The organism is Pseudomonas sp. AB39(2026) (assembly GCF_059831485.1).
Map to the genome: position 1 here is coordinate 4,480,209 of NZ_CP195212.1, position 16,604 is coordinate 4,496,812.

11 protein-coding genes, 1 other RNA gene and 1 pseudogene are annotated in these 16,604 nt (G+C 59.6%); 6 read left to right on the forward strand and 7 right to left on the reverse strand.

The genetic code is table 11. From position 1 onward, the window contains the following. Positions 1-49 precede the first annotated feature (49 nt). The 4 genes from ACSAMW_RS20650 to ligA all read left to right on the forward strand — a co-directional run bounded on the left by ACSAMW_RS20650 (position 50) and on the right by ligA (position 7,647). Positions 50-709, forward strand: coding sequence for a GntR family transcriptional regulator (locus ACSAMW_RS20650; RefSeq protein ID WP_500591855.1), 660 nt, complete (start codon positions 50-52; stop codon positions 707-709). Between the two features lies 1 nt (position 710). Next, positions 711-4,196 (forward strand): chromosome segregation protein SMC, encoded by a 3,486-nt coding sequence (gene smc / locus ACSAMW_RS20655; RefSeq protein WP_500591856.1) that lies wholly within the window; start codon positions 711-713, stop codon positions 4,194-4,196. A 186-nt stretch (positions 4,197-4,382) separates the two neighbouring features. Next, complete coding sequence (gene zipA / locus ACSAMW_RS20660; RefSeq protein WP_500591857.1) at positions 4,383-5,192, forward strand: cell division protein ZipA; 810 nt, start codon at positions 4,383-4,385, stop codon at positions 5,190-5,192. 112 nt (positions 5,193-5,304) lie between these two features. Beyond that, positions 5,305-7,647: an NAD-dependent DNA ligase LigA gene (ligA, locus tag ACSAMW_RS20665; protein ID WP_500591858.1), complete on the forward strand. Its 2,343-nt coding sequence runs from the start codon at positions 5,305-5,307 to the stop codon at positions 7,645-7,647. On the opposite strand, the gene ACSAMW_RS20670 is transcribed toward ligA, so the two are convergent. After that, positions 7,634-8,668: a hypothetical protein gene (locus ACSAMW_RS20670; protein WP_500591859.1), complete on the reverse strand. Its 1,035-nt coding sequence runs from the start codon at positions 8,666-8,668 to the stop codon at positions 7,634-7,636. The genes ligA and ACSAMW_RS20670 overlap by 14 nt on opposite strands. A gap of 302 nt (positions 8,669-8,970) precedes the next feature. Between ACSAMW_RS20670 and ffs the strand changes: the two genes are divergently transcribed. Then, positions 8,971-9,067: signal recognition particle sRNA small type (ffs, locus tag ACSAMW_RS20675), an RNA gene on the forward strand. A 114-nt stretch (positions 9,068-9,181) separates the two neighbouring features. On the opposite strand, the gene ACSAMW_RS20680 is transcribed toward ffs, so the two are convergent. From ACSAMW_RS20680 to ACSAMW_RS20700, 5 genes are all read right to left on the reverse strand, one after another. Beyond that, the gene (locus tag ACSAMW_RS20680; protein ID WP_500591860.1) at positions 9,182-10,306 is read right to left on the reverse strand and encodes a fimbrial protein; all 1,125 of its coding nucleotides are present in this window, start codon (positions 10,304-10,306) and stop codon (positions 9,182-9,184) included. Positions 10,307-10,368: 62 nt separating this feature from the next. Further along, on the reverse strand, positions 10,369-12,819 hold the full coding sequence (locus ACSAMW_RS20685; RefSeq protein ID WP_500591861.1) for a fimbria/pilus outer membrane usher protein: 2,451 nt from the start codon (positions 12,817-12,819) through the stop codon (positions 10,369-10,371). A 26-nt stretch (positions 12,820-12,845) separates the two neighbouring features. Next, on the reverse strand, positions 12,846-13,586 hold the full coding sequence (locus ACSAMW_RS20690) for a fimbrial biogenesis chaperone (protein WP_500591862.1): 741 nt from the start codon (positions 13,584-13,586) through the stop codon (positions 12,846-12,848). 45 nt (positions 13,587-13,631) lie between these two features. Continuing rightward, positions 13,632-14,180, reverse strand: coding sequence for a fimbrial protein (locus tag ACSAMW_RS20695; RefSeq protein ID WP_500591863.1), 549 nt, complete (start codon positions 14,178-14,180; stop codon positions 13,632-13,634). 37 nt (positions 14,181-14,217) lie between these two features. Further along, positions 14,218-14,772, reverse strand: a complete 555-nt coding sequence (locus tag ACSAMW_RS20700; RefSeq protein WP_500591864.1) for a fimbrial protein — start codon at positions 14,770-14,772, stop codon at positions 14,218-14,220. 321 nt (positions 14,773-15,093) lie between these two features. On the opposite strand from ACSAMW_RS20700, the pseudogene ACSAMW_RS20705 reads away from it, so the two are divergent. Beyond that, a pseudogene (locus ACSAMW_RS20705) lies at positions 15,094-15,273 on the forward strand (tyrosine-type recombinase/integrase); the annotation flags it as partial. Positions 15,274-15,400: 127 nt separating this feature from the next. Here the strand turns inward: ACSAMW_RS20705 and ACSAMW_RS20710 are convergent. After that, a complete protein-coding gene (locus ACSAMW_RS20710; protein ID WP_500591865.1) occupies positions 15,401-16,522 on the reverse strand; it encodes a hypothetical protein in 1,122 nt (373 codons plus the stop codon). Between the last annotated feature and the right edge of the window lie 82 nt (positions 16,523-16,604).

Below are 16,604 nucleotides of genomic sequence, written 5' to 3' on the forward strand. Positions count from 1 at the left end.
TTGCTATACAATCGCGCCCTTGCGCTCAACCGGACCCCTAGAGACCATCATGACGTTCAAGGCCTCGGACAGCCTCGCCGAGCAGATCGCCCGCCACCTGGCCGACCGCATTGTCCGCGGCGAGCTTCGCCCGGGCGAACGCATTCAGGAACAGAAAGTCACTCAAGCGCTGGATGTAAGCCGTGGCTCGGTTCGTGAAGCATTGTTGATCCTGGAGCGCCGCCACCTGGTGGTGATTCTGCCGCGCCGGGGTGCCCACGTCAGCGACCTGGATGCCCACCACGTGCGCAGCCTGTGCACCTTGATGGCTGAACTGTACATCCTGCTGGGCAATGCCGTTGCCCAGGGCTGGCGCACCGAGGCAGACCTGGCGCCGTTCACTGCGCTCCGCCAGGCCTTGGCACGCAGCGCCCAGGCCGATGATATCCAGGCGTTCGTGGACCACAGTTTTGCGGTAATGCGTGCAGCCTACCGGTTTGCCGACAACCCTTACCTGCGTGAAACGGTGGAAAACCTGCAGCCGGCCATGAACCGCAATTACTACCGGGCCCTGGAGCAGCGCAAGGCGGTGATGGCTGACTACCTGGCGTTGTTCGACGGCTTGCTGGCCGCGGTTCGCCAACGGGATACCGCCGGTATCCGGCAGCAACTCGATGCCTACGGCCAGTTGAGTTGCCAACTGGTGCTGGCCGCCCTGGGTCAGCCCTGACATGCGCCTTAAATGCATTCGCCTGGCGGGCTTTAAGTCCTTCGTAGACCCCACGACGGTCAACTTCCCCAGCAACATGGCAGCCGTGGTAGGGCCCAATGGCTGTGGCAAGTCCAATATCATCGATGCCGTGCGCTGGGTCATGGGCGAAAGCTCCGCGAAAAACCTGCGCGGCGAGTCCATGACCGACGTGATTTTCAATGGCTCCACCAGCCGCAAGCCGGTAAGCCAGGCCAGTATCGAACTGGTGTTCGACAACAGCGAAACCACCCTGATCGGAGAGTACGCGGCCTACGCCGAAATCTCCATCCGCCGCAAGGTGACCCGCGACGGGCAGAACACCTATTACCTCAATGGCACCAAGTGCCGCCGTCGAGACATCACTGATATTTTCCTGGGCACGGGCCTGGGTGCGCGCAGCTACTCCATCATCGAACAGGGGATGATCTCCCGCCTGATCGAAGCGCGCCCCGAAGAGCTGCGCAACTTCATCGAAGAAGCGGCCGGCATTTCCAAGTACAAGGAACGCCGCCGGGAGACCGAAACGCGCATCCGCCGTACCCAGGAAAACCTCGAACGCCTGACCGACCTGCGAGAAGAGCTGGAGCGCCAGCTCGAACGCCTGCACCGCCAGGCCCAGGCCGCCGAGAAGTACCAGGAATACAAGGCCGAGGAACGCCAGCTCAAGGCGCAGCTGTCGGCCCTTCGCTGGCGGTCGTTGGATGAACAGGTCGCACAGCGTGAAGGCATTATCGGTGAGCAGGAAGTCGGTTTCGAAGCCCTGGTGGCAGACCAGCGCAACGCCGATGCCAGCATCGAGCGCCTGCGCGATGGCCACCATGAGCTGTCTGAGCGCTTCAACCAGGTACAGGCCCGGTTCTATTCGGTAGGCAGTGACATTGCGCGTATCGAACAGAGCATTCAGCACGGCCAGCAGCGCTTGCGTCAGTTGCAGGACGATCTACGCGAGGCTGAGCGCGCCCGCCAGGAAACCGAATCGCACCTGGGCCATGATCAGACCCTGCTGGCGACCTTGGGCGAAGAGCTGGACATGCTGGAGCCCGAGCAAGCCATAGCAGCGGCAGCGGCCGAAGAAAGCGCCGCTGCCCTGGAGGCCGCTGAAGCGGCCATGCAGGGGTGGCAGGAACAGTGGGATGCGTTCAACCAGCGGTCGGCCCAGCCCCGCCAGCAAGCCGAAGTGCAGCAAGCCCGCTTGCAGCAGCTGGAGCAATTGCTGGAACGGCTGGCCGAGCGCCAACGCCGCTTGGCCGAAGAACTGGCTAGCCTGGCTGCAGACCCGGAAGACGCGGCCATTGTCGAGCTTAATGAACAACTGGCCTCGGCCGAGCTGCTGATCGAGGACCTGCACAGCGAAGAGCAGTCGCACACCCAGCAGCTGGACACCCTGCGCGATACCCTCCACACCTTGGGCCAGCAGCAGCAGGCCGGGCAGGGCGAGCTGCAACGGCTGGGTGGCCGGCTGGCCTCCCTGGAAGCTTTGCAGCAAGCAGCACTCAACCCGGTGGGCGGCGTGGCGGACTGGCTGAGCGAGCAAGGTTTGCAGGCACGGCCGCGCCTGGCTGAAGGCCTTCGTGTGGCGCCCGGCTGGGAACAGGCGGTAGAGGCCGTACTGGGCGCGGACCTGAATGCGGTACTGCTCGATGACCTCAAGGCCGCCGACCTGGGCCGCTTCGACGGTGGCGACCTGCGCCTGGCGCAACCGGTACAGGCCCCGGCACTGGCAGGCAGCCTGCTGGATAAAGTCAGTACGCCCGTAGACCTCTCTGCCTGGCTGGGTCAGGTACGCCCCATGGACACTCTGGATGCGGCCTTGGCAGCACGTTGCCAGCTGGCACCGGGTGAAAGCCTGGCCACCCGCGACGGGTACTGGGTGGGCCGGCACTTTGTCCGGGTTAGCCGAGGCAGCGACACCCAAGGGGGTGTGCTGGCACGTGCGCAGGAACTGGACACACTCAACGCCACGCGGGAAGCCGCCGAAGCCACCCAGGCTGAAGTGGAGCAGCAACTGGCGGACCTGCGCGCGCGCCAGCAGCACAGTGAACAGGCTCGGGAGCAGTTACGCCGTCGGCTGCAGGACGAAGCCCGGCAACTGGGAGAATTGAAAGCCAAGCGTTCGGCCAGCCAGGCCCGCGCCGAACAGTTGGCCCTGCGCCGGCGCCGGTTGGACGAAGAAACCCTGGAGCTGGCCGAGCAGCGGGCCATGGAAACCGAGGCCATTGGCGAGTGCCGGCTGCTGCTGCAAGAGGCACTGGACGCCATGGCCGAGGACACCGGCCAGCGTGAAACCTTGGCCGCCCAGCGAGACGCCTTGCGCGAACAACTGGACCGCGTGCGCCAGGCCGCACGGCTGCACAAGGACAGTGCCCATCAGTTGGCGCTCCGCCTGGGGTCATTGCGTGCCCAGCACACGTCCACCCGCCAGGCCCTGGAACGCCTGGAACTGCAATCGGCACGGCTGGCCGAGCGTCAGGAGCAGCTGCTTCTGAACCTGGAGGAGGGGGAGGCGCCGCTGGAGGACTTTCGCCTCACCCTCGAAGGGCTGCTGGAGCAACGGCTGGCCGTGGACGACGACATGCGCCTGGCCCGCGCTGCTCTGGATGACGCCGACCGTGAGCTGCGCGAAGCGGAAAAACGCCGCACCCAGGCTGAGCAGCAATCGCAACTGCTGCGCGGGCAGATGGAGCAGCATCGGCTGGAGTGGCAGGGCCTGAGCGTTCGGCGCAAGGCGTTGCACGAGCAACTGACGGCGGATGGTTATGACCTGCACGGTGTGCTGCTCACCCTGGCGCCAGATGCCAGTGAGCAAGGCGCCGAAGCATCGTTGCAGGCGCTGGACGCTCGTATCAACCGGCTGGGGGCCATCAACCTGGCGGCCATCGAAGAGTATCGCCAGCAGTCCGAGCGCAAGCATTACCTGGATGCCCAGAATGCAGACCTGGAAGAAGCGCTGGCCACGTTGGAAAGCGTGATCGGCAAGATCGACCGGGAAACCCGCAACCGCTTCAAGGACACGTTCGACCAAATCAACAGCGGCTTGCAGGCTCTGTTCCCGAAAGTGTTCGGCGGTGGCAGCGCTTATTTGGAACTGACCGGCGAAGATTTGCTCGATACTGGGGTCACAATCATGGCCCGGCCACCAGGCAAGAAAAACAGCACGATCCACCTGTTGTCCGGCGGCGAAAAAGCATTGACGGCCCTGGCGCTGGTGTTCTCGATTTTCCAGCTGAACCCGGCACCGTTCTGCATGCTAGACGAAGTGGATGCACCATTGGATGACGCAAACGTAGGACGTTACGCACGGCTGGTGAAGGAAATGTCCCACACGGTGCAATTTATCTACATTACCCACAACAAGATCGCCATGGAGATGGCCGATCAATTGATGGGGGTTACCATGCATGAACCCGGTTGTTCCCGGCTGGTGGCTGTAGATGTTGAAGAAGCGTTGGCGATGGTGGATGCCTAAGTGTTGCGCCCTTGCGGTGAAACACATGCGCGGGACGGTGTAAAGTTGCCTTTGGTCGTGATAGTTTATTGTTCATATTTTTGTGTACGTGGCAAAAAGCCAACCAGAACATAGGTTTGGGGCTACGTTTTAAAGGGTTTTTCACCCTATTTCATTTTTGACATCTTTTTCGAGGCACAGGACTTCATGGAAATCGGTTTGCGCGAGTGGCTGATCGTCATCGGCATCATCGTGATTGCCGGCATTCTCTTCGATGGCTGGCGCCGCATGCGCGGTGGCAAGGGCAAGCTCAAGTTCAGGCTGGACCGCAGTTTTTCCAACCTGCCGGATGAAGAGGGGCCAACCGAAGTACTGGGCCCGCCCAGGGTGCTGGAAACCCACCAGGAACCCGAACTGGACGAGGCCGACCTGCCGTCCATGACCGCACCGGCCAGGTCGTCGAACCGTCGCAAGCGCCAGGAAACCGCCCGCGTTGCCGAACTGGCGGTGGACGAGCCGCGCCTGTCAGCCCGCGAGGATTTCGGCCCCGAAGAGGCGCATACATTGGTCGAAGACGCTTCGCCGGTAGAGGAAGTGCTGGTCATCAACGTGATTTCCCGCGACCCCAACGGTTTCAGGGGCCCGGCCTTGTTGCAGAACATTCTGGAAAGCGGCTTGCGCTTCGGTGACATGGACATCTTCCATCGCCACGAAAGCATGGCAGGCAATGGGGAAGTGTTGTTCTCCATGGCCAATGCGGTCAAGCCAGGGGTGTTCGACCTGGATGACATCGACCACTTCACCACCCGCGCCGTGAGCTTCTTCCTGGGTATGCCTGGCCCGCGCCATCCCAAGCCTGCGTTCGAGGTTATGGTGGCGGCTGCACGCAAACTTGCCCAAGAGCTGGATGGCGAACTCAAAGATGACCAGCGCAGTGTATTGACGGCACAGACCATCGAGCACTACCGCCAGCGTATCGCAGAGTTCGAGCGCCGCGCGCTTACCCACAAGCGTTAATGCTGCACTGTTTGAAAAGCCAGTACCGGCGTGAAGTCGGGCTGGCTTTTTTAGTTTCAATCCCTATTCAACAACGCCTTGAACCGCTGATGTTCGAGGCCGGACTACGCTTATGACCACTGCCCATACCCGTATCCTTGAACTGCGCGCCGAACTCGACGAGCACAACTACCGTTATTACGTGCTGGACGAACCCAGTGTGCCAGATGCGGAATATGACAGGCTGTTCCGGGAACTCCAGGCATTGGAGGCGGATAACCCTACCCTTATTACGGTCGACTCGCCCACGCAGCGGGTCGGTGGCAGCGCGCAAACAGCCTTTAGCCAGGTACGCCATGAAATCCCCATGCTCAGCCTGGGCAATGCCTTTGCCGAAGGCGACCTGGTGGATTTCGACCGGCGTGTGACCGACGGGCTGGATGCTGCACCAGGCAAGGCGGTGGAGTACAGCTGCGAACCCAAGCTCGATGGCTTGGCCGTCAGCCTGCTGTATGTGGATGGCCAGTTGCAGCGGGGTGCCACGCGTGGCGACGGCACTACGGGCGAAGACATCAGCGCCAACGTGCGCACGGTACGCAACATTCCGCTCAAGCTCAAAGGCATTGGTTGGCCAGCCACGCTGGAAGTACGCGGCGAAGTGTTCATGAGCAAGGCCGGGTTCGAGCGCTTGAACGCGACCCAGGCCGAGGTGGGCGGCAAGACCTTCGCCAACCCCCGCAACGCAGCAGCTGGCAGCCTTCGCCAATTGGATTCACGCATCACCGCCAGCCGCCCGCTGGAGTTCTGCTGCTATGGCATCGGCCAGGCCAGCCATGACATTGCCGACAGCCATATCGGCAACCTCCAGCAGTTGCAGCAGTGGGGTTTGCCCATCAGCCGTGAACTGAAGCTGGCCCACGGCCCCCAGGAATGCCTGGCGTATTACCACAGCATTGGCGAGCGCCGTAACAGCCTGGCCTATGAAATCGACGGTGTCGTGTTCAAGGTCAATAACATTGCCGCGCAGCGGGAGCTGGGGTTCCGCTCCCGCGAACCGCGCTGGGCAATCGCGCACAAGTTTCCAGCCATGGAAGAACTTACCGAATTGCTCGGTGTGGAATTCCAAGTAGGGCGCACGGGCGCGGTAACCCCGGTAGCGCGCTTGAGGCCGGTGAAAGTGGCTGGCGTCACTGTGGCCAATGCCACCCTTCACAACATGGACGAAGTGGCACGCCTGGGCGTGATGATCGGCGATACGGTGATTATTCGCCGCGCCGGCGATGTGATTCCTCAGGTGATGCAGGTGGTGTTGGAACGCCGGCCTGAAACCGCCGTGCCCGTGCAGGTGCCTACCCACTGCCCGGTCTGTGGCTCCGAAGTGGAACGTACCCAGCTGATCAAGCGCAGCCGGGGCAAGCAGACGGTGACCGAGGGCGCTGTGTACCGGTGTGTGGGCCGGTTGGCCTGTGCCGCGCAGCTCAAGCAGGCCATTATTCACTTCGTTTCCCGCCGTGCCATGGACATCGACGGCCTGGGGGACAAGATCGTCGAGCAACTGGTGGACGCTGGCCTGGTGCATTCGCCGGCTGACCTCTACCAGCTCACCCAGGAGCACGTGCTGGGGCTGGAAGGCTTTGCCGAAGTCTCCAGCCGTAACCTGATCGCGGCCATCGACGCCAGCCGCCAACCTACACTGGCACGCTTCATTTTCGCCTTGGGTATTCCTGATGTGGGGGAGGAGACGGCCAAGGTGCTGGCACGCGCCTTAGGCAGCCTGGAACGCATCGGCCAGGCGCTGCCGCTGGTGCTTACCTACCTGCCGGACATCGGCAACGAAGTGGCCTATGAGATTGGCCATTTCTTCGAGGAAGCCCACAATCGCACCGTGATCGCGCAATTGCTGGAGCGGGGCGTAGCGCCTCAGGACCAAGGCGAAGTGCACGCCGAATACGCTGCCGCCACAACCTTTGACGGGTTGGTGGCCAGGCTGGAAATCCCTTATGTAGGCCCCGGCGCTGCGCAAAAACTGGCCGAACGCTTCGGCTCCATCCAGGCCCTGGCCGAGGCCGACTGGTTGGACCTGCGCCAGACGGTGAGCGAGCGCGCGGCTGAAGCCTTGCGTACCTGGTTTGCCGACCCTGCCCAGCGTGACGCGGCTTTAGCCGTAGAGGCTCAACTACGTGACTTCGGCATGCACTGGAGCAGCGCCAAACGCACCGTGGAAGGTTTGCCCCTGGCTGGGCAGACCTGGGTGCTCACCGGCACCCTAGAGAGCATGAGCCGGGACGACGCCAAGGAAAAGCTTGAAGCCTTGGGTGCCAAGGTGTCCGGCTCCGTGTCCGCCAAGACCCATACCGTGGTGGCAGGGCCTGGGGCGGGGTCGAAGCTGGCCAAGGCGCAGCAGCTGGGGGTGGCGGTGATGGATGAGGCACAGCTCCTGGCAGCGCTTGAGTCGATGAAACCTAACGGCGCGTGAGTTCCGCGCAAAACCACATGGTTTCTTTAGACTGCACATCCAGCCCGGTCATCACGCCATTGGATGGCGTTAATAGATAGTCCGGAGCAGGGTGGCCAGGACGCTCGCAGGTATTGTAATGCTCTTTGTAGTGGATCCAGCGGGAAGACGACTCACTGCCGCTGGTGCCGAGCGTAGCGGTCCCTGAGGGGTTTTGAAAAGAGGCGCAAGTCAGTGTGGCGCCCTCGAAAAATTCCCCGTTGTAGGAGTTTTTCAGGTAAAGGCCTGTTACAACCTTTCCATTAGGGCACGACCGAGGAGGGTCATTCGGGGACATTGACACAGTGGATTCATCGTATGAGGTGTACATCTTTCCACTGTCGTCCAGTAGGTCCGCGCATTGATACGAAAATTCGCCTGCCCGTTTGTTGTAGGTAGCGATCAGTATTCCATTCCCACATTGGGCATTCTGATCTTTCTTGGACTCTACCCAAAGGCGAGGCGACAGGTTCATTACGTCTGCTCGCTGCAAGGCCGGTAACTGAAGTAAAGCGCATTGTATGGTGCTGGATGATTGAGACCTGATCTGTGCGCCTACGATTTTCAGGTATGGCGCGATGTACACGTTATCGGAGGGATTGGCTATCCACTTGCTGGCTTCGCTGAGGATGTTTGAGACAGGCAGGCTTGCACTCGACGTTAATCGGTTAGTTGCCTGGATTTTCACCCACCATCGCGAAGTGAAAATCAAAGCAGATTCAGTGCAATCATCTCCGCTAATGAGCAGCGTACTTTGTGACGGCATTGCCTCTACCAGAACCTGGTCAGCCCCATAATCGCAGCTACGATTGAGTGCCCAATGCCCGGTGCCTTCTACGGGCAACTGACAATTGCGGTTTGCGCTGTTCAGCATCCGTACACTCCCTGACAGGGGCTCGGCCCGTGGCGTAGGCGTATTAGATTGCTGTGCCGCCATCGTATAGGTATTACAGGCCAGCGCGATAGCCGCTGCGGTTAAACAGGTGAAGCGTCGAATATTCATCAGGGCTTCCTTCCAAGCTGTCAACGAGTGCCTGGACGGTATCAACTGCACACGGCGCTGAATACCTAGCAACCTTGTCAGGGAAAACGCGGCAAACAATGGCCTATTTTTTGCTGCACCTGTGGCATGGCTCGCCAAGCGCAACAATGTGCGGGCTCTAACGATGATGGGTTGTACCCCTAACACAGCTAAACGCTTGAGTTGAGTAGTTTTTTCCGTCAATTAGTTGTATCCCGCTGCCAAGCCTGTACAATGGCCCCCGCTCACCGGGCAACCCGGCCGAGCGTGCGTTATGGTGGCCCTATCGGTCCCCTCGCAATGATTACCCGTTAACCTGGTCAGGCCCGGAAGGGAGCAGCCATGGCGGGAACATCGTGTGCCGGGGTGTGGCTGGTGGGGCTGCCACCCTACCTACCCGCCGTACATCCCCTTCGTGAGCGCTACACCCTTCCTACGCCTTCGAACAAACGCCCGGCCGCCGCATGCGCAGCCGCCAGACCTTCGTTCATCCGCTTATTCGTACGTCACAACAAACCTCAAGGCACCTTTGGGCTTCCCCGGAATCACCGCACCCGTATGCTTGACCATCCGTACGTTGAACGGCACCTTCAGGTTGCCGGTGGGCAAGGCCATGATAGGCACCTTGGCATTGAGCGGCATCGCAGTAATGGCGTCCTGTTTCAGCAATTGAAAGGCCACGCCGCTGCCGGTGCTACCAGTGCCGGTGCTGAAAAGCCCATTGGCAGCGTCAAGGATCGTTGAGCCGTTGTCAGGGTCCATCTGGACATGCACACGAGGTACCGTACTTTGTGAGGGGGCCTGGCAGTCCACCAGGTTCAGTTCGAAGCGTGTTGGGGTGCTGCCTGAGTTGGCTTGTTCAAAGTCCTTGACGTCGAATTCGCCCAAGTCCACCGGGTTTGGGGTGACCGGATCGGTGGCGGTCTCGCACCCCGAAGACACCAGATCGCCCGACAGCCTGAAGTTCAATACGGTATCCAGGCCCGGCAAGGGTTGCATGATGTCGGCACGAATGATTTCATAGCTGGGATCAAAGCTGTGCATACCCGCAGCTATCGTTCCTGTTTTCACGAGGGACACGTAATAAATGTGCGACGGGACGCGCGTAGGTGCCAGGCTGTAGTGGTGGCGTGTAGCGGTAAACGGGACGCGAGCCTCCGTCCCTTGTAGCAGAAATTCGTACTCATTGGCGCCGGTGCCTATCCAGCGTTCCATCTTGATGCTGGCCCCTACGCCCGGAATGCTCGTACGGATGATCGTCTCCTCCGGGAAGGGCAGTGCTATGCGCGGCAACCCCCCCTCCAGTGTGGCCAAAGGCGCAACGTTATGGGCATTGTAGGTAATGCGCACCATAGGTCCATTTGTACTTTTGTTGTCGCAGATATAAATACTGTAGGAGGAGGGTATGCCTTCGTCGCGGAAGGTTTCCCCACCAATCAGGGTGCCGACTGGCGCGTCTTGGGCAATATGCAGGGTAGGTGGGATATTGAACACCACCTGGGCCGGGCCGATCCATGGATCCTCCCAGTAGCAGCCATTTTCCCCGGGCGCGGCCCAGGTATAGGGTGATGCCAGAAGGGCCCCAAGTAAGGGGCCTAGGGTTGCTAAACGGTGCTTCATGAATAATGCCTTGTTCAGAGCGGCGGGTAGGGCAATGAAAAACATGCGGGGTGCAACCAGGTTCAGGGGGTGCAGACCGCGTCGATGAGGTGGTAGCCCTCGCGCTGCGTGGCCTGGGCAGGGTCGAGGCTAATCAGGCAGCGCGACTGGCCATTTTCCCCCCAGCGTGCCATGAGGGTGTGCACTTGGTCTGGGCCTTCCAGCAGTGCCTGCCCACCCTGGCCGACCGTGGCTATCCACTGGCCGTCCCGGTCCAGCAGTTCAGTGCCGAACGCGAGTTTTTCGCCAGACGGCAACCTCGCAGTCAATAGCAGCCGAGTAACAAGGCGACCACTGAAGGTCGTTTTCACGATAGCCCCTCGACGTGGGATCACCTGTTGCGTGCCATTGTCGATCAGCACATCCGGGCCCAGGTCACTGGTGTCCAGGCTAACGGTGTTGGTGCGGTAAGGGCGCAGTGAATTGGCCACGGTGTAGCCCGAGGCATTGGTACGGCCGCTGCCATTGTGCACCCCCACGTTCTCGATGCCCGGGACCTGCACGATGGCAAAGGTATCGCTGACTTGCGGCGACGCAATAAGGCCTTCGGGGTGCAGCACCAGGGAGCCGCTGGCATTGACAGACAGTGAAGTTCTGTCGCTGCTGCGGCTTATGGCGGCACCCAGGCTAGCTGCAGGTGCCTGCCAGCTGGCGGAAAACGCTCCGGTACGGTTTCGCTGGCTGTCTTGGGAAACCGTGGCGCGATAGCCCAGTTGCGAGCCTGGGTGATAACCGGCCAGCGAAGCGTTCTGGCTCAACCGCTCGCCGCTGCGCTGCACATTGAACGTTGCGCTCGAGCGGGTGCTACCCAGTGGGATACTCAGGCTCAAGCCCCATTGGCGATACTGGCGGTTACGCTCATCGAAGGCTTGGCTGGCGTACAGGTTGGCGCCGATGCCCTGCCACAGGGTGCTGAGGTTGGCCTGTACCTGGCGGCGCTGGTAGGTCGAGCCCCAGTAGTCTTCCTGGGACATGGACAGGCTCAGGTTGGTACGCGGCCCGAGGGTCTGGTATAGCGCACCTTCAAGCCGGCTACGGCGTGAGCCATGGCGTAGCCAGCGGTGTTCCTGTTCATTGACGGCTTCGTCGAAATCCCGATAGCCTTCAGTGGAGTAACGGTAACCGGCGAAACGCAATTGCGTACCGGTGCCAAAGGCTTTGCCGTAGCGTGCGGCGTAACTCATGCCTCGGTGTGTACCCCCTTCACTGTCGGTAGTGGCAGCGGTGGCGTCCATGGACAGCGCGCCCCAGGCGCCAAAGTCCCGCGAAAGGCCCAGCTGCCCAGCCTGATAGAAGCTGGCACCCAGCCCTCCGCCGTATAGGGTCCAGTTGCCTGCAAGCCCCCGAGCAACGTTGGCTTGCGCCAGCAGTGGTCGGTTGGCGCCTGCATAGGCCGGGTTATAGCGGCCTGCCGCTACGCTGTACCGCCATACCCCCTCGCGTAGCAAATTGCCCAGGGTCGAGTAGGGTTGGGTGAACCGGGTAACCTGGCCATCGTCCTCGATCACAGAGACTTCCAGTTCGCCGCTGCCGCTAACCGACAGGTCATCCAGCACAAAGCTGCCTGGAGACACATAGGTGGTGTACAGCAAGTAACCGTCGCGGCGCACCTCGACCTTGGCACGGCTTTGGGCTACGCCGCGGATGATCGGGGAATAGGCCTGCAGTACATCTGGCAGCATGTCCATGTCCGAGGCCACCTGCGCGCCCAGCAAGGGCACACTACGAAAGCCATCCCCCTGGGTGAACACTTCACCGACGGTCAGGTTGGCGCGCCAGTGGGCCAAGTCACGCTGGGCGTAGGTATTGGAGTGTTGCCACTCCCGGCCCAGCCGGTCACTGTCGGTCAAGGCGTGGGTTGTGCGCAGGCGCCAGTCACCCAGGTTGAGGCCAGCGTTCAGGTACAGGTCGCGGCTGCCGTCACTACCGCCGCGCCGGCCACGGCCTTGTCGTGCTGAGGCCTGGTAGTTGACATAAGCGGCGTTGATGCCGCGGTCCCACTCCTCAGGCTGGGTGGTGCCATGCAGGCGGCGGTGGATCGCCGCCTGCGGGACCAGCACTGTGACTTTGAAGTGGCGGGTATCTACGTTCACCTGGCTGTCGGGGAGGGCGTTTTCCAGGTCAATGCAGCGTGCGTCGGCCTGCGGTGGCTCAGCCAGCGCGGCCAGGTTTACACCTGCTCGCTCAAGCAGTGCCAGCGGTAGGCACACACGCCAACGGCCTTGCGGGGCCGGTTCCAGGTTCAGGGCGTGCTGGCCCAGCGCCTGGTCGTTGACAGACACGTCGAAACGGTACTCGCCTGGCGCTATGCTGGCCTGTTCATCCAGGTGGGCCAGCGCGCTGGCAGCGGCCGTGTTGCGCAAGAAACCTGGGTCGAAGTCGCTGGCCTGTACAGCGCCAGCTAGCGTACTCAAAGGCACCAGCCAGGCTGCACGCAAGGCGGCATGGGCTGGGCGCGGGTTGCAGGGGGTCATGGGGGTTACTCCAACGTCGACCGCAGTCAGGGCATCACAGGCAGGGGCAGGTCCAGAGGGTCGGTAAAGCCGCCGTAATCGTTGATGGCGGCCACGCTTAGGCGGGCGTCGCTGCCCAGCGCAATGTTCACCGGGTAGCGCTGGCGGGAGAGTGGGGCAAGCATTGGCGCCACGGTCAACGGGTGAGATTTTCCGGCGCTCTGCGCGCGCAGCGTGACGAAGGAAAAATGAAAGGGTGTAGGGTTATCGACCACCAGGTAGTCCTGGCCCTGTTCCCGTGTGCGGTACCAGTGCAGCTCTTTGAGGCGCAGGGTCGGGTCCTCTTTGAACTGGCTGGGGCGATAAAACACCTTGATGCGCGTGCGCAAGGCAATACGCAGCATATTTGCGGCGCCTTCGCTCTTTTGGGGGATTTCCTGCAGGTTGAAGTAGAACAACGACTCACGATCGGTAGGCAAATCGCTGGGTAAGCGGTTGACCGTCACCAGCTGTTCCTCACCCACGCCCAGCCTGAACAAGGCAGGTGCGGGAATCAGCGGTACCTCGGTGGTGGTGTCATCGGTTTCCGTATTCACCCACACCTGTGCGGCATAGGGCTCCTTGCTCGGGTTTCTCACCACCAGCGAGGCGCTGCGTTTATCATCGGTTATTACCAGCCGCGTGGCGCTAAGTGTCAGCGCGGCCTGGGCGGCAGCGGGTATCAGGCAGGCGAGCGCCAGTGCCACCACACCAGTCCGGCGCAGCGCGGGTATTATGCAAATAGCCATGGGTCTACCTTCAAAGGCGGGCCGCATTGCACGGCCCGCAAGCAATCAATTGATGGTCAATTCCACTGACACGTCAGCATCGGCGGCACCGGCCTCCACGGTGGCGGCAGTGGATTTATAGAAGGCCGTGAAGCCCAGCTCGTTGGCCTGGCCCCCGATAAGGGGGTAACTCTTGGAAGTGCCCCCATGGCCTACCAACGTGCCGGCGTCGTCCTTGATACCTAAGGCCACACCGGTTGCAGGTGCACCGCTGGCATTGAGGGCAAACAGTTGGTCGTTGTCAGCACCGCCTGCCAGGCCGAAGAAGCGAACGGCACCGACGTTGCTGCCTGAGTTGTTCCAGCCGGGGCATGTAGCGGGGTCGTCCACCTTGATAGCGAAGTTGCGATGGTTCACCTCAAGGCCTACCCGGTCGAAGTTGCCGGCCATGGCTTCGCCCATACCGATGGTGCCAGAGGTCCCTCCGGCGGGGTCCTTGATAGTGATGGGGCAACTGCCCGCGATCACGTTACCGGTAAAGCTGATGACGGCCGTGTTGGCCAGTGCCGACGCGCTCAGGGCCAGCAGGGGGAAGGCCAGCAGGTAGTGTTTCATGGAACATCCTTTTAAACGGCAGGGGTGGGAAACCAGGTCAGTTGATGACTAGTTCGAGCTGCACGTCGGCATCGGCGGCACCGGCTGTTACGGCTGCCGCAGTGGATTTGTAGAAGGCCTCGAAGGTCAGGTCACTCTGGCCACCGCTGTTAAGCGGGTACTCCCCAGAAAGCTCACCGTGGCCCACTTGTTTCTTGTCCTTGTCACGCAGGCCTAGGGCCAGCCCTGTGGCGGCGCCAGTACCGCCCTTGAGTGCAAACAACTTGCCGCTATCGGCACCGCCTTGCATGCCGATAAAGCGTACTTTGGCGACATTCGTGGCCCCACCGGCGCCGTCCCAGCCTGCGCATAGGGAGGCGTCAGCCACTTCAATGGTGAAGGCACGGTGGTTAGCCTCAATGCCAGCCTGGCTAAAGTTGCCCGCCAGGGCTTCGCCCATCTTGACCTCGCCGCCGGTACTGCCGGACGGGTCTCTAATTTCGATAGGGCAGGTGCCGGCCTTGATGCTGCCGGTGAAATTGATGATGCCGGTGTTGGCCATGGCCGGGGCGCCCAGCGCCAGCAAGGGCAGGGCAAGCAGGTAGCGTTTCATGGGGTGAGCTCCTTTCAGCGATAAATACAGGCCGCTTGGCCTGCAAAACGAAAAACCCCGCCAAAGCGGGGCTGTGGCGGGGTGGGGAGGTTAGTGCCCGAAGGTCAAGGAGGCTATTGGCAGAAGTCTTAAACGTTAGGCGTTCTTAGCCCTTAGTTATCTTAGTTAGAGTTCGATTGAGTTCAGCAGCAGACAGGTTCGTATTGCCTTGGGAAACGGGTTTTCCATCTTTCGAAAACCATGTGTACTGGTCATAAAATACGTTATCAAGAGTTTTTACTCAGCAGCGTCAAAAAAGCGTTTTGGGGGAGGAGAGGGGTCATGCGCACGCTAACGGTGCACCAGGAGGACGGCGAGCGGCGATTGACCGCGGCCGAGTTTCAACACCTGGCCGCGGTACCGGCTGCCGTCGAATGGTTTGCCAACATCGATAACCCACGCACGCGTCGTGCCTACCAAAATGACCTGACGGATTTCTCTTCCTTTATAGAGCTAGCTGCTGTCCTCTGACTGCTCAGAGGCACATCCAGCCTTAACGCTTTTGCCTGAAATTTCCTTGATGTGTAGGAATGTTTGAATACACACACATCAAGGGATGGCGTTTTGATACTTAGTTGAGAACCCTGGCTCACAGGGTCTCGAACAATTTCTTCCTTATCTGATCAACTTTGTTTAGCGAAGGCTTTTTATCGGAATCCGCTAATTTATCAGAAAGTTTTGAAAGTGAATTCAGCATGCCACTCACGCTTTCAGAGTTATACGGTTGTTCATATGGCATCATTGGTAAATAACCTGCCATACCAGATGGCGGCGGTGGTGGCGGTGGATAGCCTCCCATACCAGGTGGCGGCGGTGGTGGCGGTGGTGGCGGTGGATAGCCTCCCATACCAGGCGGCGGCGGATAACCTGCTATGCCAGAGTTGAAGTCGACAGCCGCTGGCAGTTTTCCGAAAACTCCATCTAAATTTTCAATAGTACTGATTAAGTTATTAAAAACTGTTTTGATTGTTGCCTTATCAGGTTTATTCTCCACCCAGCTTCTTTCAAAGGCGTGTAGATATTGGTTGCTTTTTTCCCACAAGGATTTTTTAATATATCCTTGCTCTTCATTACTCGGCAATTCATTCGTGTGTGAGATAACTTTATCAAATACAGCAGTATAATCATCTTCAGCAAATGAAATTGCTTTTGTGATAAGGCTTAATGCTTCGGATTTAAAGGACCGCTCCATTCTTTCTTCGTCGGCAGGAAGTATTGGTGTTTCTATCAGGTGAGCAGGCAATTTGCTTACCAAATTTAGCAAGGACAAAAGAATTTTCGGGCTTATTTCCTCCGAGAAAACTTTATGCGCGATATCATCAAGAGCATCTCGAGCCTTTATATCTTCCATCCAGTTAGGATAATCTGAAGCATATAGATTTTTTATTACATCACTGAATTCCGCTGGCGCGTTTTTAGGATTTACAAGAGCATTCTGTAGGCGTTCATTTTCAAGCGCTAGCTCTTTAATTTCTTTAGGAAAATGCATCGAAAGAGCTTCTAAAAGACTATCCTGTAAAAATTTGTTATGTTCACTCGAAATTTTTAAACTTCCTCCAAGAGGCTCGTAATCGGTAGGATCGTATGAACCAACTGATTGGCCTCGATAGTAAAATGGTCTGAAATCACACGGTCTCTCAACGTAGCCCTGGTACTCTGGATCCTTTGATTGATGAAGTGATTCTTCATCTAAACATTGCAAAGCCTTCATACTAATTTTTGTTGCTGCTTCAAAAGATCTAGTCCAACCCATTTCAGGATTATCAGCAAGGTATTGAACATGCGAGGCTAAT